The following is a 15,102-nucleotide window of genomic DNA, read 5'->3' as shown; positions in this document are numbered from 1 at the left end:
TGTGATATCACAGCGCTTTTTTTATGCGGCAAACTTGGGGATGAAGATCAATCCGCCGACCACCGCCGCGGCAATAGCCGCCACCAGCACAGCGCCCGCCGCCACGTCCTTGATCCATTTCACACGCGGATGGATGTCCGGGCTGAGGTGGTCCATGGTCTTTTCAATGGCCGTGTTGAGCAGTTCCGTACACCAGACCATTGCCATGACGATCACGAGCAGCGCCCATTCGCCGGTATTGCAATGAAACACTACCGCCAGGATGATCACCGCCACCGTGGCAACGAGGTGAATGCGGCCGTTGGGCTCGCTGCGCAGGAAAGCGCCCAGCCCGCTGAACGCGAAGGCGAAACTTTGGAGGCGTTTGGTGATGGTTCTGGCAATGGAAGACATAAGAATGTTTTATGCGAGGGTTTGCAATTTTACGGGATAAGCAGGAGTAATCGTTTACTGGTTGAACCGGATCATGGCCTCAAGCGCGGCCAGGTGGCTTTTGAAAGCCTTTTCGCCGTTCTTTGTAATGGAGTAGGTGGTGTTCGTCTTTCTGCCGATAAAGCCCTTGTGCACTTTGAGGTAGCCATTTTCTTCCAGTGTGGAAAGATGGGAAGCCAGGTTGCCGTCCGTTACTTCAAGCATTTCCTTGAGGTCGTTGAAGCTGATCTCTTCATTGACCATCAACATACTCATCACCCCCAGGCGTATGCGACTTTCAAATATTTTATTCAGATTACCGATCGGGTTCATGACCATACTTTTTTTGGACAACCAACATTTAGCGTTCCGCGGGAAGGCGCTCATATCTCCACCACATCAGCGTGCCGTAGATGATGTGCAGCACGCCGAATCCCAGGGCCCAGAAAAAGAGGCCGTTGTAGGGGTTGAACAGGCCGAGGATGCCAAGCGCGATCTCCGCCAGGCCGAGATATCGTATATCCGTTATCGTGTATTTGCTGGCGTTCACGAGCGCCAGTCCGTAAAACACCAGGCAGGCGGGCGCTACCAGTCCGGTTAACCCGTTATACAGAAGGCCCGCAATGAAGAGCCCGCCGGAAAATAAGGGTATGGCAAGGTTCACGAACACTTTCCGCGCAGATGCGTCCCAAACGGGCAGCCCCTGCCGCCGCGCCTTGCGCCATGTGAAATAAAAGCCCGCCGCCAAAGCTGCAACCAGTACCAGTCCGGCTACCAGCATAAGCTTTGCAAACAGCTCCATGGCCGGTGAACCCGCGCCACCGGCCACCACATCGTAGCCGTTCCTGCCGGTAGACGCTTTATAATCTGCCAGTATGCGCTGTGCAAACCAGGCGCCTGCAAGCGCGCTGATGCCGGCGCAAATGCCGCCGAGGCCGCTGAGGGACATGAAGCGGGTAGACCGCTCCATGATGCGTTTGATGTCGCTAAGGGTGTCGAGATGTTGTTGCTCGTTCATGAGAAAAGCACTTTGTGCATCAAAGTTAGAAAAAATTGGCACACTATTGCAGGATAGTGTAGGGGATGGCGGAGGGAAAGCCGTCTTAAAGAACATGAGGAGGCCGGTTACATGATAAATGATAGTGTAGGATGCTGGTGAGAAAGCCGTCTTAAAGAATGATAGACCGGTTACATGATAGTATAGGGGGCGGTTTTAAAGAACGATAGGCCGGTTACCTGAATGTAAGTGGCGATTATACAATAAAACGGCCGCTCATTCGTCAACAGTCTGGCGGAACGTGGGGAAAACAGTTTGCCGGCCGGCAGAAAGCAGCAGACCACCACGGTCTGACAAAACCCAGCTTCGGCCGGGCTATCAACCGTCGTTCAACAAACCTAAATTTTTGTTATAAAACTGTCTCTTTTGACCCGATCTAACGTTGTTAATATGAAAATATCTAATTTGCCTCGTGTATGACCGGTTGGAAACGAACCATAGCTTTTGTTATTTGCATCATCAGTTTCTTCCCTCTTAGCGCTCAATATAAGATCAGTGGTATTGTGAAAGACGCGCATACCCAGGAAGTGATCCCCTTTGCCACCCTTCAATTTGTTGGCACCAACACCGGCATGGTCACAGATGCGGAGGGCGCTTATGTTTTCGACCTTACGGCCATTCCTGCGGATTCGCTGCTGGTGAGAGTAATGGGCTATCAGCGCACCGTGATGTTCGTAGACCGCAACCTCCGCGACCAGACCATCAACTTCGAGATCAGCCGCGGGGACGTTTCCCTCAAGCAATATGAAGTAAAAGCAAACGTGAACTTTGCGCTGATACTGCTCCGCCACATCATCCGCCGAAAGCCGGAAAATAACTACGAGCGGCTTGAAAGCTACAAATACGAGATCTATAACAAACTGGAACTCGACATTAAGAACCTCAATACCATCAAGTTATCCCGCAACCGTTTTACCAAGCCTTTCTCTTTTATCCTGAAGAATATAGACAGCACCACCGAAGCCCAGCCTTTCCTGCCGGTCTTTCTGACGGAAAGTATTTCAGACTATTATTTCCAGCGGAGCCCGAAGAAAACGAAAGAAGTGATCAAGGCGAGCCGCACCTCGGGACTGGACAATGAAAGCGTGACGAAGTTCCTCGGCGGGATGTACCAGAACATCAATGTGTACGACAATTTTATCCCGGTATTCGACAAAAGCTTTGTGAGCCCGATCAGCAACAGCGGCGCTGTTTTTTACAATTACCGCATTACGGATACCCAATACGTTCACCACCATCGCTTCATCAAGATGAACTTCGAGCCGCGTCGCAAGGGCGAAAATGTTTTTGTTGGCGAGCTGTGGGTGCAGGACTCGACCTTTGCCATCCAGAAAATGAGCATGTCCGTTCCCGGCGACGCGAACATCAACTTCGTCCGCAAAGTGAGCCTGGTACAGGAGTTCAAGCCTTTCCGGGACAGCAGCCGCTGGTATCTTGCGAAAGACAAATTCATTGTTGACTTCTGGACGCCCAGCCCGAAGCCAACCAAAACCATTGATTTTATCGGCCGCAAAACCACCACCTACAGCGACTTTGTAGCAAACGATACGGCCGCCACCAACATCTTCACGGAGAAACGCTACCCGCAGAACATTGTGGTGGCGGACAGCGCGCGGAACCGCCCGGATTCTTTCTGGGCCAGCAACCGCCATGAAAGCCTTTCCGTGAATGAGCAGGCGATCTACAAAATGGTGGATACCCTGCAAAAGATGCCCCTGTTCCAGAAGTATTCCAATACCATCCGCTTCCTCGCCACGGGTTACAAACCTTTCGGTCCGCTGGAATGGGGCCCTTATTTTTATCTCTTTTCCCAGAACCGCCTGGAAGGTTTCCGCGTTCGGCTGGACCTGGGCACCACGCCGCAGTTCCACAAGGACCTTTACCTGAACGGCTACCTGGCCTACGGCTTTGGTGACGACCGTTTCAAGGGAAAGCTTTCCGCGCTCTGGCTGCTGAAACGTCATCCGCGCATGTATGTTTACGGATCCTTCACCCGGGACCTCGACAACGGCGCCACCTATTACGACGAAGTAGGCACCGACAACATTTTCTCACTCGCGATCCGCAAGCCGAACGTACCGCAGAAGTTCATGCTCATAGATGAGAAACGCGCGGAGTTCTATAAGGAATATTACTCCGGTTTTTCACATCACTTCTCGCTGGTGCATAAACAGTTCCTGCCTTTTGATCCGCTGCCTGCCGCCAGCTTATACCCTCATCACGGCAATGGCCTTGATCCGATGACGAACATGGAAGTGGCGGTGAAGCTGCGTTATGCCTTCCGCGAGGAGTTCCTGGAAGGAAACTACTACCGCTTCAGCCTCGGCAGCAAGTATCCGATCGTGGAGATCAAGTATGCCGTAGGTGTGCAGGGCATTATGAAAAGCAATTACCACTATCACAAAGCCGGCGTTACCGTTTCCGATCAGGTAAAGCTGCCGCCTTTCGGAAGTCTTTACTACAACGTATTCGGCGGAAAGATCTTCGGACCGGCCATGCCTTATACATTGCTGGAAGTGCATCCGGGCAACGAGATCTATTACTACAACAAGTACGCATTCAACATGATGAACCGCTTCGAGTTCCTCAGCGATGAATACGCTGGCTTTAATATTGAGCACACGCTTGGCAGCGGCATTTTCAATTACATACCACTTGTGCGCAAACTGAAGTTCCGCCAGTTCTGGACGGCGAAAGGCATCATCGGCAAGCTGTCCGACGACAACAAGGCGCTGAACCTGGACCACGGTTATCCCTTCAAAACCCTGCAGGGCAATCCCTACCTGGAAGTCGGCACCGGCATTGAAAATATCCTCAAATTCATCCGGGTAGACTTTGTATGGCGCCTGGCCCCACGCCCCTTGCCGGACGAAGCGTATGAGCGGCGGTTCGGTATCTTCGGCAGCTTCAAGCTGCAATTTTGATCAACGCATACCTTCCCGGTCTGCCTGCGATATTGTGCAGAAAAATCCGTGCGCGCAGCGGATGAAGTATGCCTGCATAAAACCCGAAAATCGATCCGAGCAGCAACCTATTTCTTCATCGTCAGCAGATATTGATGGATTTCCTGCTGCATCTTCATCACCCTTACCATCGCTTTCGCATGATCCTGCAACATCGCATCGGTGCGCTCATGCGTTTCTTTATAAATTTTCAACAGTTCACAAAGCATCTGTTTGTCCTTACTGAAATAATCCATCAACCCTAAAATGGCGGCATGCATCTTTAACCGCTCATCCGGATTAGCGGCAGACTTATCCGGGCGGCCACAGATATCGGTATAATCAACATTCAGTATGGAAGCAATTTCAAAAATCCTTTGCACGGGCAACCGTTTGACATCGCTCCGCTCAATATTTCCATAAGCCGTTACGCCTATCTTCAAGCGGGACGCCATATACTCCTGTGTAACATTCCTTGCTTCGCGGATCTTTCTAATGGTGGGACCTATACTCATAGGGGTTAATTCAGTTAATAGGTTAATAATCAGTCTTTAATACCGGATAAAATTAGGGGAATTCAATACCGCGGCCAAATTTAAAACGTCAATACCGAGAAAATATCAGACTTGCTTAATGCCATCTTCGAAATCCAAACATTTTGTTGAAAAGAGCAAAAATTTGCGACCTTCTTTTCACGCATACACGCATACAGGCAAAAAAAAAGCGCCCCGCGGGACGCATGCATTCATTTCAAACACCAGCTGTATTACTTCTTCAAAAACCGTTTCCCGATAAACCGGAAGATCAGCACGCCCGTAAAAGCGCCCAACGTATCCGCCACCACATCCATGATCTCGAAGCTCCGGTTGGCCGTGTAATACTTCTGAATAAACTCTATGGCCAGGCCATATAAGCTGGCTACCAGCGCGAGCAACAGCAGCATCGCGCCGCTGATGCGCCCCCGCTGCCGGAAATACCCGTATGCCAGCAGGATCACCGTTCCGCCAAACAGAAAAAAGTGGACCATCTTGTCCACATGCAGCTTGTCAAACAACGACGCCTTCGGCAACGAAGAGCCCGGCATCGTGCATAAAAAAAGGATGAGGATGATCCATCCCATTGCTGGCAGATAATAACGGATCATCCTCATGCTGATATTTTTTGTCTTGATTTCATTCATCAATTATTCACCCACCAGTGCTTTATAAGCATCCGCGGTCAGCAGCGCTTCCACATCGGCAGGGTTGTTCACCTGGACTTTCACCATCCAGCCTTCACCGTACGGATCGCTGTTCACCAGTTCAGGATTGCTTTCCAGTTGCGGATTGATCTCCAAAACTGTGCCGGATACCGGCAGAAACAGGTCTGAAACGGTCTTTACCGCTTCCACGGTGCCAAAGATCTCTTCGCCCTGCAGGGATTTGCCCACGGTATTGATATCCACGAAAACAATATCGCCCAGCTCGCGCTGTGCAAAATCTGTGATACCTATTTTAGCGGTATCTCCTTCCAGCAAAACCCACTCGTGGTCTTTGGTGTAACGCAACTGTGACGGAAAATTCATGTTGATTTTGATTTTAAGCGGTAAAATTAAAGAAAGATTATGTTCAGAAAAATAAAAACTTCTTTTTGAGCCGCACCTTCATCCGCACGTCCTGCAAGGGCCGGTTGTTCCTGTCCGTCTTCACCGCGGCGATGCTGTCGATCACCTCCATCCCTTTCACTACTTCGCCAAAGACGGTATAGTTCTGGTCCAGATGCGGCGTTCCGCCGATCGTTTTGTACACCTCCCGCTGGTCCAGCGGAATCTTGCGCCCGCCGAGCCGCGTTTGCTCCAGCGTATCCAGCTGGCCGTCCGTGAACTTTTTTCCCTGTACGATATAGAACTGGCAACCATCCGAGGCTTTCGCGGGGTTATTGTCCCGCGCCGCGGCCAGCACGCCTTTTTTGTGGAACAGGTCCAGCTGGAACTCCGCCGGCACCGTATATCCCACGCTGCCATTGCCCAGCTGCGCCCCGGGTTTGGCCCTTTTTGATTCCGGGTCCCCGCCCTGGACCATAAAATGCCCGATCACGCGGTGGAACAGCAGGCTGTCATAAAAATGCCTTTTCACCAGTTTGATAAAGTTATCGCGGTGCAAAGGCGTCTGGTCATACAGCCGGATCACCATGGTGCCGAAATCCGTGGATACGGTCACTTTACGGTTGCGTTGCGCGCTGGCGGCGAAGGCGGTAAACAGGCAAATGGACAGTAGTAGCGTTCTCTTCATATTTTTTATTCTTCTTCGAAATAGGCGATCACATGCTCTTTCAGGAAACGTTCCTGCTCTTCCAGCCCCATTTTCGGCACCGGCGTCAGCTCCCTGAAATGCGGCCATCCGTCCTTATCCCTGCCCTCGGCCTCGTAATAACCGCTCTGGCTCAGCAGTGAGCACACCGCAATATGCATCAGGTCCTGCTTCTGTTCCTTGGTAAATTTCTTTTTGACGCTGTTCAGCTCCTGTATCCCTATCAGCATCAGGATGGCCTCCATGTTCGGGGTTTTGCCAAAACGCTCCGTCAGCATGTCTTCCACTTTTTTCCATCTTATATCAAAGTCGTCGTTGTTCATTCATTGGTTTTTAATGATCTGTGGCATACCGATTGCAGCCGTTAACGGCGACAAATGTACGGTTTACCTAAAAAATTGCTGTAAATATCAAACTGCTTTCTTAAATTGGAATTTTTTTTAAACCATATCTGTCTGCCGGGAAGGCGCTACAGGAGAGCGATTTAACAGCATTTTAACGATGGCGGTCCCGCGCTGGCAGAAGGTTTAAGCCCAGAAAACGTATTTTAGCGAATTCGAAATGCAAATACATGGAAAATACATCGTACGACATCCGTCAATTGAACGAAAAGATCCATCAGGCCAGCGCTTTTGTTGATCTTCTTAACCTGGAGATCAACAAGGTGATCGTAGGCCAGAAGTACATGGTTGAGCGGCTGATGATCGGCCTGCTGGCACAGGGGCATGTACTGCTCGAAGGCGTGCCGGGGCTGGCTAAAACACTGTCCATCAAATCCCTGTCATCCGCCATTAACGCACGTTTTTCCCGTATACAGTTCACGCCCGACCTGTTGCCGGCGGACGTTGTAGGTACCATGATCTACAACCAGCAGCGCAACGAGTTCATGGTCCGTAAAGGACCGATCTTCGCCAACTTCATCCTGGCGGACGAGATCAACCGCGCCCCCGCGAAAGTGCAGAGCGCCCTGCTGGAAGCCATGCAGGAAAAACAGGTGACCATCGGAGATACCACTTTCAAGCTGGAAGAGCCTTTCCTCGTACTGGCCACCCAGAACCCGATCGAGCAGGAAGGTACTTATACCTTGCCGGAAGCGCAGGTAGACCGCTTTATGCTGAAAGTAGTGATCGGCTATCCCACCAAAGAAGAAGAACGTCATATCATCCGCCAGAACCTTCAGCCGGAAGGCCAGGCCAAGGTACAGCCCGTTGTAGACCCGCAGGAAATACTGCATGCGCGCAAGCTCGTACGGGAAGTGTATATGGATGAAAAGATCGAAAAATATATTATCGATGTGGTGTTTGCCACCCGTAATCCCGATGAATACAAGCTCGGCAAACTGAAGCCGCTCATCGCCTACGGCGGTTCTCCCCGCGCCAGCATCAACCTGGCCCTCGCTTCCAAAGCATATGCTTTCATGAAACGCAGGGGATATGTAATTCCGGAAGACGTGCGCAGCGTATGCTTCGATGTGATGCGCCACCGCGTGGGGCTCACCTATGAAGCCGAAGCCGAGAACGTGACCAGCGAGAACATCCTCAGCGAGATACTGAACGCGGTGGAAGTGCCATAAACCTGCAACAAACATGGAGACTTCAGAAATACTCAAAAAGGTACGCCAGCTGGAGATCAAGACCAAAGGGCTGACCAATCACATCTTCGCGGGAGAATACCACAGCGCCTTCAAAGGCCGCGGTATGTCTTTCAGCGAAGTACGCGATTATCACTTCGGGGACGATGTACGGTCTATCGACTGGAACGTGACCGCACGTTTTAATCATCCCTATGTGAAAGTGTTTGAAGAAGAACGCGAGCTGACGGTGATGCTGCTGGTAGACGTGAGCGAAAGCGAATCTTTCGGTACCGCCCAGCATTCCAAACGCAGCCTCGTCACCGAGCTTTGCGCCGTGCTGGCCTTCTCCGCCATCAAGAATAACGACAAGGTAGGGGTGATCTTTTTCAGTGACGGGATGGAAAAATATATCCCGCCCAAAAAAGGCAAATCGCACATCCTCTTCATCATCCGCGAGCTGCTATCCTTTACGCCCAAACGAAAAGGAACGAACATCTCCGAAACACTGCGCTTCTTCAACAACGCCACCAAGAAACGCAGCATCGTGTTCCTGCTCAGCGACTTCTTTTCCGGCAATTACCAGGACGCGCTGAACATCGCCTCCAAACGCCACGACGTAGTAGGCGTGCAGGTGTACGATCCGCGGGACAAAGAGCTGCCGCCGGTAGGGATGATCAAGATGACGGACGGCGAAACAGGCGCCTCGCAATGGGTAGACACCAGCGACAAAAACGTACGCGAGTACTATGCCCGGCAATTCCAGCAGCATGCGCAGTACTGCCGCAGCGCCTTCGTGAAAAGCGGCGCGGAACTGATCAGCGTGCGCACCGATGAAGATTACGTAAAAGTATTACAGACATTTTTCCTGAACAGGGTATAAGCTTCACTGTTACACCGGATGAGACTGAAAGAAAAAATATTCGTTTTCGCTTTACTGGGATGTTTATGGACCACCAGCCCGCTGATGGCGCAGGAACAGTACCAGGACTACTTCCAGGTGAAAGCAATACCGGACACCACTCAAATACGTATAGGCGAAGCCGTTAAAATATCGGTCACCGCCAAAGTGATGATCTACGCGCTCAAAGGCGCCCAGATCAAGGTAGTGTTCCCCAACCTTCCCGATTCGCTGAACCACCTCGAGATCGTGGAACGCACACCGCTGGACACTATCGGCTCCGACGCCAACCAGAAAGTATGGAAACAGACGATCACCCTCACCAGCTTCGATTCCGGCCGCTGGGAACTGCCGCCCATGAAGTTCGAAGTGTTCTCCGTGACAGACGGCTCCTACGATTCCGTTTTCACAGACCCGATCTTCATTGACGTGAATACCGTGGCGGTAGATACCACCAAAGCGTTCAAGCCCATCAAGCCGTTACGGTCCGTTGCCTGGAACATCCTGGACTACTGGCCTTACCTGCTGGCCGCGCTGGTGCTCGCCGTACTGATCGTATTTTACTTCGTGTTCTGGCGCAAACGGAAGCCCCAGACGCCGCCCGCGCCGCCGAAACCTTCCAAACCGCCCTACCAGCTGGCGATGGAGCAGCTTGAACAGCTCGGGAAAGACAAGCCCTGGAACACGGACGTTAAATCATATTATACACAGCTCACCGATATCCTCCGGCAATATTTTGAACAACAGTTCCACATTGCCGCGCTGGAACAAACGAGCGCCGAGCTGCTGCAGAACATCAAGCCGGTGACCATCCTGAACCAGCAGCGCGACAAGCTGCAGGCGATCCTGGTGGTGGCGGACCTGGCGAAATTCGCCAAGATGCAGCCCTCGCCGCAGGAGCATGAAGATTGCCTGCAGAAGGCCATTGCCATCGTGGAATGGACGAAAGCCACCGCCATGCCGGCGAACAACCCGGCAGACAACAGTACAAACCAGTAGATCAACGATGAACGCAGAACTTTGGAAAAATATTGAATTTGCTCACCCGGCCTTCTTCTGGCTGCTGCTGCTCATCCCCGTGATGATCTGGTGGACCATTAAAGCGGGCCGCAAATTCCAGGGCTCCCTGCAGGTATCGTCCCTGCAAGGGTTGAAAGGATTGCCCGTATCCTGGAAAGTGCGTTTCCGGCCACTGCTGCCGGCTTTGCGCATCATCGCGTTCACCGCGCTCGTGATAGCGCTGGCGCGCCCGCAAACATCCAATACTTCAGAAAGCATCGACAGTGAAGGGATAGACATCGTGCTGAGCATAGACATATCCGGCAGCATGCTGGCGGAAGACCTCCGCCCCAACCGCATGGAAGCCGCCAAGAAAACCGCCATGGAATTCGTGGACAGCCGCATCAGCGACCGCATCGGCCTCGTGATCTTCTCCGGCGAAAGCTTCACCCAGTGCCCCATCACAATGGACCATACCGTGCTGAAACAACAGATCATGCAGGTCCGCAGCGGCATGCTGCAGGATGGGACCGCCATCGGCATGGGCCTTGCCACCGCGGTGGACCGCCTCCACAGCAGCAAGGTAAAAAGCAAGGTGATCATCCTGCTGACAGACGGCGTGAACAACACCGGCCTCGTAGATCCGCTCACAGCGCTGGAAATAGCGAAAGCATACAAGATCAAGGTATACACCGTGGGCGTAGGTACCACCGGCAAAGCGCCCTTCCCCACCACCATGCCGGACGGCAGCATTCAAATGCAGATGACCGATGTGCAGATCGATGAACCGCTGATGAAAAAGATCGCCTCCGAAACCGGCGGGCGCTACTTCCGCGCTACGGACAACGCTTCCCTGCAGAACATCTACCACGAGATCGACAAGCTGGAACGCACCAAGGTGGAGATCACCTCCTACCGGCGTTTTAAGGAACATTTCTTCCCGCTTGCCATGATCGCGCTGGCCTGCCTGCTGCTGGAAGTGGTGCTGCGGTACACGCTCTTCAAAAGACTTCCCTAATTGGCTTATCTTTGCCCCGTGCAAGCAAGGATCTACAAATCCACCGGCAGTTGGTACACTGTCAAAACCGCTACAGGCGACGTTTTTCAGGCGCGTATGAAGGGCATCTTCAAAAAGGACGAAGATATCACTTCCACCAACCCTATTGCCGTGGGCGATGAAGTGACCATCAGCCTGGAAGAAGGCGAGCAGGGCACGGCCGTAATAACGGACATCGCCGCACGAAAAAATTACATCGTCCGCAGTTCCCCGCAGGGCAAGCACAAAAAACATATCGTAGCCGCTAACCTGGACCAGGCGGCGCTGGTCTGCACCGTAAAGGAACCGCGCACCTCGCAGGGTTTCATCGACCGCTTCCTGGTCACGGCCGCCGCCTACCACGTGCCGGTCATCCTCATCTTCAACAAAAAAGACGTTTACAAAGCGAAGGAAATGGACAAGTTCGCGCACTGGAAAGCCGTATATGAAAGCATCGGCTACACCGTTGTGCTGACCGCCGCCAGCCTGGATGAAGGAACGGATGAGGTGAGGGAACTGTTGAAAGGTAAGACCACGCTTATTTCCGGGCATTCCGGCGTGGGGAAGTCCACCCTCATCAACCGCGTGGTGCCCGGCCTGGAACTGCGCACAAAAAATGTGAGCGGATGGAGCGGGAAAGGATTGCATACCACCACTTTTGCGGAGATGTTCGACCTGCCGGATGGCGGTACGCTGATAGATACGCCGGGCGTGCGGGAATTCGGGATCGTGGATATTCCCCGCGCCGAGCTGTCGCATTACTTCCTGGACATGCAGCCTTACATCACCGAATGCCAGTTCAATAACTGCCAGCACCTGGACGAGCCGGGATGCGCGGTGAAAGAAGCCGTGGAAGCGGGAAATCTGGACATGGAACGCTACCTGAGCTATGTTGCTATCTGGCACAGCATTGAAGAGAACAGCTATTAATTTCTGTTAAACAAACCTCTCTTTTTGGGCTGATTCATTTCATCCATCACTCGCTCCGCGCCCATATTCCGTTTGGGAACTTTACAACCGGTTTTTTGCGTACGGCAGCCCGTCATAACAAGGCCGGCGGTCAGCATCAATAAACAACACAATCTGCGCATAACGGCATGGTTTAGAATAATTTCATTTGTTTCGCCGCCCTGCCGTTCTGTTTCGCGTTGTTCTTGTTGTAAAAAGTGCTGCCGGGGCAACCGGCTTTCTGGGAAGCACAGCCGGCCAACAAAAAGGCCAGCCAGAGCAGTAAGAACCATTTTCTTTTCATAGGGACAGGGAATTAGCCTACACAATATAGTATTTTTTTATAACATGATTATACCTGGTCCCGGAACCAGTCCGCGTACATGATATAATTATTCGCGATGCGGTCGATTTCGCCGTGGATCAGCTCCTGGCTGACATTCTTCACCTTTTTCGCGGGAACGCCCGCATAGATGGTGCCGGCTTCCACGATGGTGCCTTCCAGCACAACCGCCCCCGCGGCAATGATGGTATTGCTGCCGATGTGGGCGTTGTCCATCACAATAGCGCCCATCCCGATCAGCACATTATCCTCTACGGTACAGCCATGTACGATGGCGTTATGACCGATGGACACATTATTGCCGATGATGGTCTTCGTTTTCTCATACGTGGCGTGGATCACGGCGCCATCCTGTACATTCACCTTATCGCCCATGCGGATGCTGTTCACATCGCCGCGCACAACGGCGTTGAACCATACGCTGCAATCCTTTCCCATGATCACGTCGCCAACAATGGTGGCGTTGGGCGCAATGAAGCAATGCTCGCCCATTTGCGGAGATACTCCTTTAACTGGTAATATTACTGGCATGCTACAAATATAGAACTTCACTAACTTCGCGCCAATGAATAACAGGCAGCTTTTTTTACAGCATGTTGCGCAGACCTCCGACGCGCCGCTGGCACTGGAGATCGTGAAAGCGCAGGGAATGTACATGTGGGATGCGGACGGGAAGCAATATCTTGACCTGATCGCGGGCATCAGCGTCTGCAACATCGGGCATTGCCATCCCGCCGTGGTGGAGGCCATCCGCGAACAGGCCGGCACTTACATGCACCTGCTGGTATATGGGGAATTTGTGCAGTCGCCGCAGGTGGCTTACGCAAAGTACCTGACGGAACATCTGCCCGCCAATCTCAATAGCGTGTATTTCACCAATTCCGGCACGGAAGCGGTGGAAGGCGCCATGAAGCTCGCCAAGCGATACACCGGCCGCACGGAGATCATTGCCTTCAAAAACAGCTACCACGGCTCTACACAAGGCTCGCTCAGCATCATGGGAGATGAAAACTGGCGCAATGCCTACCGCCCCCTGCTGCCGGACGTACAGCACCTCACGCACAACGCCATGGAAGCGATCGGTCAAATCACGCACCGTACCGCCTGCGTGATCGCGGAAACCGTGCAGGCGGAAGCAGGCGTACTCGCTCCCCAACGGGAATGGCTACACGCTTTACGCAAAAAATGTACAGAAACGGGTACCTTGCTGATACTGGACGAGATACAATGCGGCCTTGGCCGCAACGGCTCGCTCTGGGCTTTTGAGCAATATGACATCGTGCCGGACATCCTGCTCCTGGGCAAAGCCCTCGGCGGCGGCATGCCCATGGGCGCTTTCATTGCCAACCGTGAAGTGATGTGGAGCCTCACGCATCAGCCCGTGCTCGGTCATATTACTACTTTCGGCGGGCATCCGGTGGCCTGTGCCGCTGGACTGGCGGGCATGCAAACGCTGCTGGCCGAAAACCTCATCGCCGGCGTGGCGGCCAAAGAACAGCTCTTCCTGCAATTGCTGCAGCATCCAAAGATAAAGGCGGTCCGCTCAAAAGGATTGATGCTGGCCGTTGAACTGGAAGATTTTCCTTCCAACAAAAAAGTGATCGACTACTGCATCGCGAACGGCGTGATCACCGACTGGTTCCTGTTTGCACCGCAATGCCTGCGCATCGTTCCGCCGCTGATCATTACCGAAGAAGAGATCAGAACGGCCTGCAAGATCATCCTGGCGGGGCTTGACCAGCTCGTATAAGCATAAAAAAAACCCTCCCGGTAAACCGGGAGGATCACTCCTAATTGCTTATGAGAAATAAAAACTAACGCTGATTACTGTTTGCCGGCTTCATTCTTCGCCTCTGACTTCATCTTTTCATTGGCGTAGATGGAGAATTCAACACGGCGGTTCTGCGCACGGTTCGCTTCGCTGTCGTTAGCAACCTTGGGCTGCGTTTCACCATACCAGAATGTTTGTACACGGCCGGAGGCAACGCCCTGTGCGATCAGGTAGTTTGCTACCGATTTCGCGCGGCGCTCGGAAAGGCTGTAGTTATAAGCATCCGCACCGGTGTCGTCCGTATGGCCTTCCACCCGTACATGCGTGTCAGGATATTTGTTCAATACCTGTGCCAGCTCACGGATGTTGCTTTGCGCGGTGGATGTCAGGTCTGATTTATCGAACCCGAACAGCACGCCGGAGTTGAAGGTCACGTTGATACCTTCACCCACACGTTCTACAGTGGCGTTGGGAACTTCGTTCTTGATCTCTTCCGCCTGCTTGTCCATTTTCTTACCGATCAGCACACCCGCGGTACCACCTACGGCAGCGCCAATGATAGCGCCGAGCGCCGTATTACCGGCAGCTTTACCGATCGCCGCGCCGGCAGCTGCGCCGCCGCCTGTGCCGATCACCGCGCCTTTTTTAGTATTGTTCATGCCCTGCCAGGTGCTACAGCTACCCAATAACAAGGTCCCCGCCAAAGCTAACGCCACCATTGCATTCATTCTTTTCATCATAGTTAAGTTTTAACATTAATAGAGATTTATCGGAAAATTTGCTTGCCTTCTTTTCAATGCAAAGTTGCTTCTGCAAATAGTTTGCCAATATCGGTT

At 52.5% G+C, this 15,102-nt stretch carries 18 protein-coding genes; 7 read left to right on the top strand and 11 right to left on the bottom strand.

The genetic code is table 11. From position 1 onward, the window contains the following. Positions 1–21: 21 nt before the first annotated feature. The 3 genes from CCY01nite_RS08405 to CCY01nite_RS08395 are packed head-to-tail and all read right to left on the bottom strand — an operon-like array spanning position 22 to position 1,429. The gene (locus tag CCY01nite_RS08405) at positions 22–393 is read right to left on the bottom strand and encodes a diacylglycerol kinase family protein (RefSeq protein WP_146859614.1); all 372 of its coding nucleotides are present in this window, start codon (positions 391–393) and stop codon (positions 22–24) included. Positions 394–447: 54 nt separating this feature from the next. Then, entirely contained in the window at positions 448–744 is a 297-nt protein-coding gene (locus CCY01nite_RS08400) for a winged helix-turn-helix domain-containing protein (RefSeq protein ID WP_146859612.1), read from the bottom strand. Positions 745–772: 28 nt separating this feature from the next. Beyond that, positions 773–1,429, bottom strand: a complete 657-nt coding sequence (locus CCY01nite_RS08395) for a hypothetical protein (RefSeq protein WP_146859610.1) — start codon at positions 1,427–1,429, stop codon at positions 773–775. A gap of 542 nt (positions 1,430–1,971) precedes the next feature. Here CCY01nite_RS08395 and CCY01nite_RS08390 point away from each other — a divergent pair. Then, entirely contained in the window at positions 1,972–4,392 is a 2,421-nt protein-coding gene (locus tag CCY01nite_RS08390) for a DUF5686 family protein (protein WP_186830967.1), read from the top strand. Between the two features lie 107 nt (positions 4,393–4,499). Here CCY01nite_RS08390 and CCY01nite_RS08385 read toward each other — a convergent pair whose 3' ends face one another. The 5 genes from CCY01nite_RS08385 to CCY01nite_RS08365 all read right to left on the bottom strand — a co-directional run bounded on the left by CCY01nite_RS08385 (position 4,500) and on the right by CCY01nite_RS08365 (position 7,021). Further along, positions 4,500–4,925 (bottom strand): helix-turn-helix domain-containing protein, encoded by a 426-nt coding sequence (locus CCY01nite_RS08385; RefSeq protein ID WP_146859606.1) that lies wholly within the window; start codon positions 4,923–4,925, stop codon positions 4,500–4,502. A 251-nt stretch (positions 4,926–5,176) separates the two neighbouring features. Further along, positions 5,177–5,560 carry a VanZ family protein gene (locus CCY01nite_RS08380; protein WP_186830966.1) on the bottom strand — a complete coding sequence of 128 codons (384 nt, stop codon included), beginning with the start codon at positions 5,558–5,560 and terminating at the stop codon, positions 5,177–5,179. A 33-nt stretch (positions 5,561–5,593) separates the two neighbouring features. Beyond that, positions 5,594–5,974, bottom strand: a complete 381-nt coding sequence (gene gcvH / locus CCY01nite_RS08375; RefSeq protein ID WP_146859602.1) for a glycine cleavage system protein GcvH — start codon at positions 5,972–5,974, stop codon at positions 5,594–5,596. Between the two features lie 43 nt (positions 5,975–6,017). After that, positions 6,018–6,680 carry a peptidylprolyl isomerase gene (locus tag CCY01nite_RS08370; protein WP_146859600.1) on the bottom strand — a complete coding sequence of 221 codons (663 nt, stop codon included), beginning with the start codon at positions 6,678–6,680 and terminating at the stop codon, positions 6,018–6,020. A gap of 5 nt (positions 6,681–6,685) precedes the next feature. Further along, complete coding sequence (locus CCY01nite_RS08365; RefSeq protein ID WP_146859598.1) at positions 6,686–7,021, bottom strand: hypothetical protein; 336 nt, start codon at positions 7,019–7,021, stop codon at positions 6,686–6,688. A 248-nt stretch (positions 7,022–7,269) separates the two neighbouring features. Between CCY01nite_RS08365 and CCY01nite_RS08360 the strand changes: the two genes are divergently transcribed. From CCY01nite_RS08360 to rsgA, 5 genes are read left to right on the top strand one after another with little or no spacing between them, the layout of a single operon-like run. Continuing rightward, complete coding sequence (locus CCY01nite_RS08360) at positions 7,270–8,271, top strand: AAA family ATPase (RefSeq protein ID WP_146859596.1); 1,002 nt, start codon at positions 7,270–7,272, stop codon at positions 8,269–8,271. 13 nt (positions 8,272–8,284) lie between these two features. Beyond that, positions 8,285–9,151 (top strand): DUF58 domain-containing protein, encoded by an 867-nt coding sequence (locus tag CCY01nite_RS08355; protein WP_146859594.1) that lies wholly within the window; start codon positions 8,285–8,287, stop codon positions 9,149–9,151. Between the two features lie 18 nt (positions 9,152–9,169). Beyond that, entirely contained in the window at positions 9,170–10,168 is a 999-nt protein-coding gene (locus tag CCY01nite_RS08350) for a hypothetical protein (RefSeq protein WP_146859592.1), read from the top strand. A 7-nt stretch (positions 10,169–10,175) separates the two neighbouring features. After that, a complete protein-coding gene (locus CCY01nite_RS08345; RefSeq protein WP_146859590.1) occupies positions 10,176–11,186 on the top strand; it encodes a vWA domain-containing protein in 1,011 nt (336 codons plus the stop codon). Positions 11,187–11,204: 18 nt separating this feature from the next. Then, positions 11,205–12,134, top strand: coding sequence for a ribosome small subunit-dependent GTPase A (rsgA, locus tag CCY01nite_RS08340; protein WP_146859588.1), 930 nt, complete (start codon positions 11,205–11,207; stop codon positions 12,132–12,134). A 172-nt stretch (positions 12,135–12,306) separates the two neighbouring features. Here rsgA and CCY01nite_RS26620 read toward each other — a convergent pair whose 3' ends face one another. Together CCY01nite_RS26620 and CCY01nite_RS08335 are read right to left on the bottom strand one after the other, a co-directional pair. Continuing rightward, positions 12,307–12,456: a hypothetical protein gene (locus CCY01nite_RS26620; RefSeq protein WP_186830965.1), complete on the bottom strand. Its 150-nt coding sequence runs from the start codon at positions 12,454–12,456 to the stop codon at positions 12,307–12,309. A 48-nt stretch (positions 12,457–12,504) separates the two neighbouring features. Next, a complete protein-coding gene (locus tag CCY01nite_RS08335) occupies positions 12,505–13,026 on the bottom strand; it encodes a gamma carbonic anhydrase family protein (RefSeq protein ID WP_146859586.1) in 522 nt (173 codons plus the stop codon). Positions 13,027–13,060: 34 nt separating this feature from the next. Here CCY01nite_RS08335 and CCY01nite_RS08330 point away from each other — a divergent pair, with 34 nt between their 5' ends. After that, positions 13,061–14,245: an aspartate aminotransferase family protein gene (locus tag CCY01nite_RS08330; protein WP_146859584.1), complete on the top strand. Its 1,185-nt coding sequence runs from the start codon at positions 13,061–13,063 to the stop codon at positions 14,243–14,245. A 74-nt stretch (positions 14,246–14,319) separates the two neighbouring features. Here CCY01nite_RS08330 and CCY01nite_RS08325 read toward each other — a convergent pair whose 3' ends face one another. Next, positions 14,320–15,003, bottom strand: a complete 684-nt coding sequence (locus CCY01nite_RS08325; RefSeq protein WP_146860968.1) for a YiaD family glycine zipper/OmpA-like lipoprotein — start codon at positions 15,001–15,003, stop codon at positions 14,320–14,322. Positions 15,004–15,102 lie beyond the last annotated feature (99 nt).

Origin of the sequence: Chitinophaga cymbidii, from assembly GCF_007992715.1 — a bacterium.
Taxonomy (GTDB): Bacteria; Bacteroidota; Bacteroidia; order Chitinophagales; family Chitinophagaceae; genus Chitinophaga; species Chitinophaga cymbidii.
Note: the sequence above shows the minus strand (reverse complement) of the source record. Positions and strands in the feature narration are given on the sequence as shown.

Excerpts from the sequence above, each read along its gene's own strand:
- CCY01nite_RS08405 (WP_146859614.1), bottom strand. The coding sequence starts at position 393 with ATGTCTTCCATTGCCAGAACCATCACCAAACGCCTCCAAAGTTTCGCC.
- CCY01nite_RS08400 (WP_146859612.1), bottom strand. The coding sequence starts at position 744 with ATGAACCCGATCGGTAATCTGAATAAAATATTTGAAAGTCGCATACGC.
- CCY01nite_RS08395 (WP_146859610.1), bottom strand. The coding sequence starts at position 1,429 with ATGAACGAGCAACAACATCTCGACACCCTTAGCGACATCAAACGCATC.
- CCY01nite_RS08385 (WP_146859606.1), bottom strand. The coding sequence starts at position 4,925 with ATGAGTATAGGTCCCACCATTAGAAAGATCCGCGAAGCAAGGAATGTT.
- CCY01nite_RS08380 (WP_186830966.1), bottom strand. The coding sequence starts at position 5,560 with ATGAGGATGATCCGTTATTATCTGCCAGCAATGGGATGGATCATCCTC.
- gcvH (WP_146859602.1), bottom strand. The coding sequence starts at position 5,974 with ATGAATTTTCCGTCACAGTTGCGTTACACCAAAGACCACGAGTGGGTT.
- CCY01nite_RS08370 (WP_146859600.1), bottom strand. The coding sequence starts at position 6,680 with ATGAAGAGAACGCTACTACTGTCCATTTGCCTGTTTACCGCCTTCGCC.
- CCY01nite_RS08365 (WP_146859598.1), bottom strand. The coding sequence starts at position 7,021 with ATGAACAACGACGACTTTGATATAAGATGGAAAAAAGTGGAAGACATG.
- CCY01nite_RS08360 (WP_146859596.1), top strand. The coding sequence starts at position 7,270 with ATGGAAAATACATCGTACGACATCCGTCAATTGAACGAAAAGATCCAT.
- CCY01nite_RS08355 (WP_146859594.1), top strand. The coding sequence starts at position 8,285 with ATGGAGACTTCAGAAATACTCAAAAAGGTACGCCAGCTGGAGATCAAG.
- CCY01nite_RS08350 (WP_146859592.1), top strand. The coding sequence starts at position 9,170 with ATGAGACTGAAAGAAAAAATATTCGTTTTCGCTTTACTGGGATGTTTA.
- CCY01nite_RS08345 (WP_146859590.1), top strand. The coding sequence starts at position 10,176 with ATGAACGCAGAACTTTGGAAAAATATTGAATTTGCTCACCCGGCCTTC.
- CCY01nite_RS26620 (WP_186830965.1), bottom strand. The coding sequence starts at position 12,456 with ATGAAAAGAAAATGGTTCTTACTGCTCTGGCTGGCCTTTTTGTTGGCC.
- CCY01nite_RS08335 (WP_146859586.1), bottom strand. The coding sequence starts at position 13,026 with ATGCCAGTAATATTACCAGTTAAAGGAGTATCTCCGCAAATGGGCGAG.
- CCY01nite_RS08330 (WP_146859584.1), top strand. The coding sequence starts at position 13,061 with ATGAATAACAGGCAGCTTTTTTTACAGCATGTTGCGCAGACCTCCGAC.
- CCY01nite_RS08325 (WP_146860968.1), bottom strand. The coding sequence starts at position 15,003 with ATGAAAAGAATGAATGCAATGGTGGCGTTAGCTTTGGCGGGGACCTTG.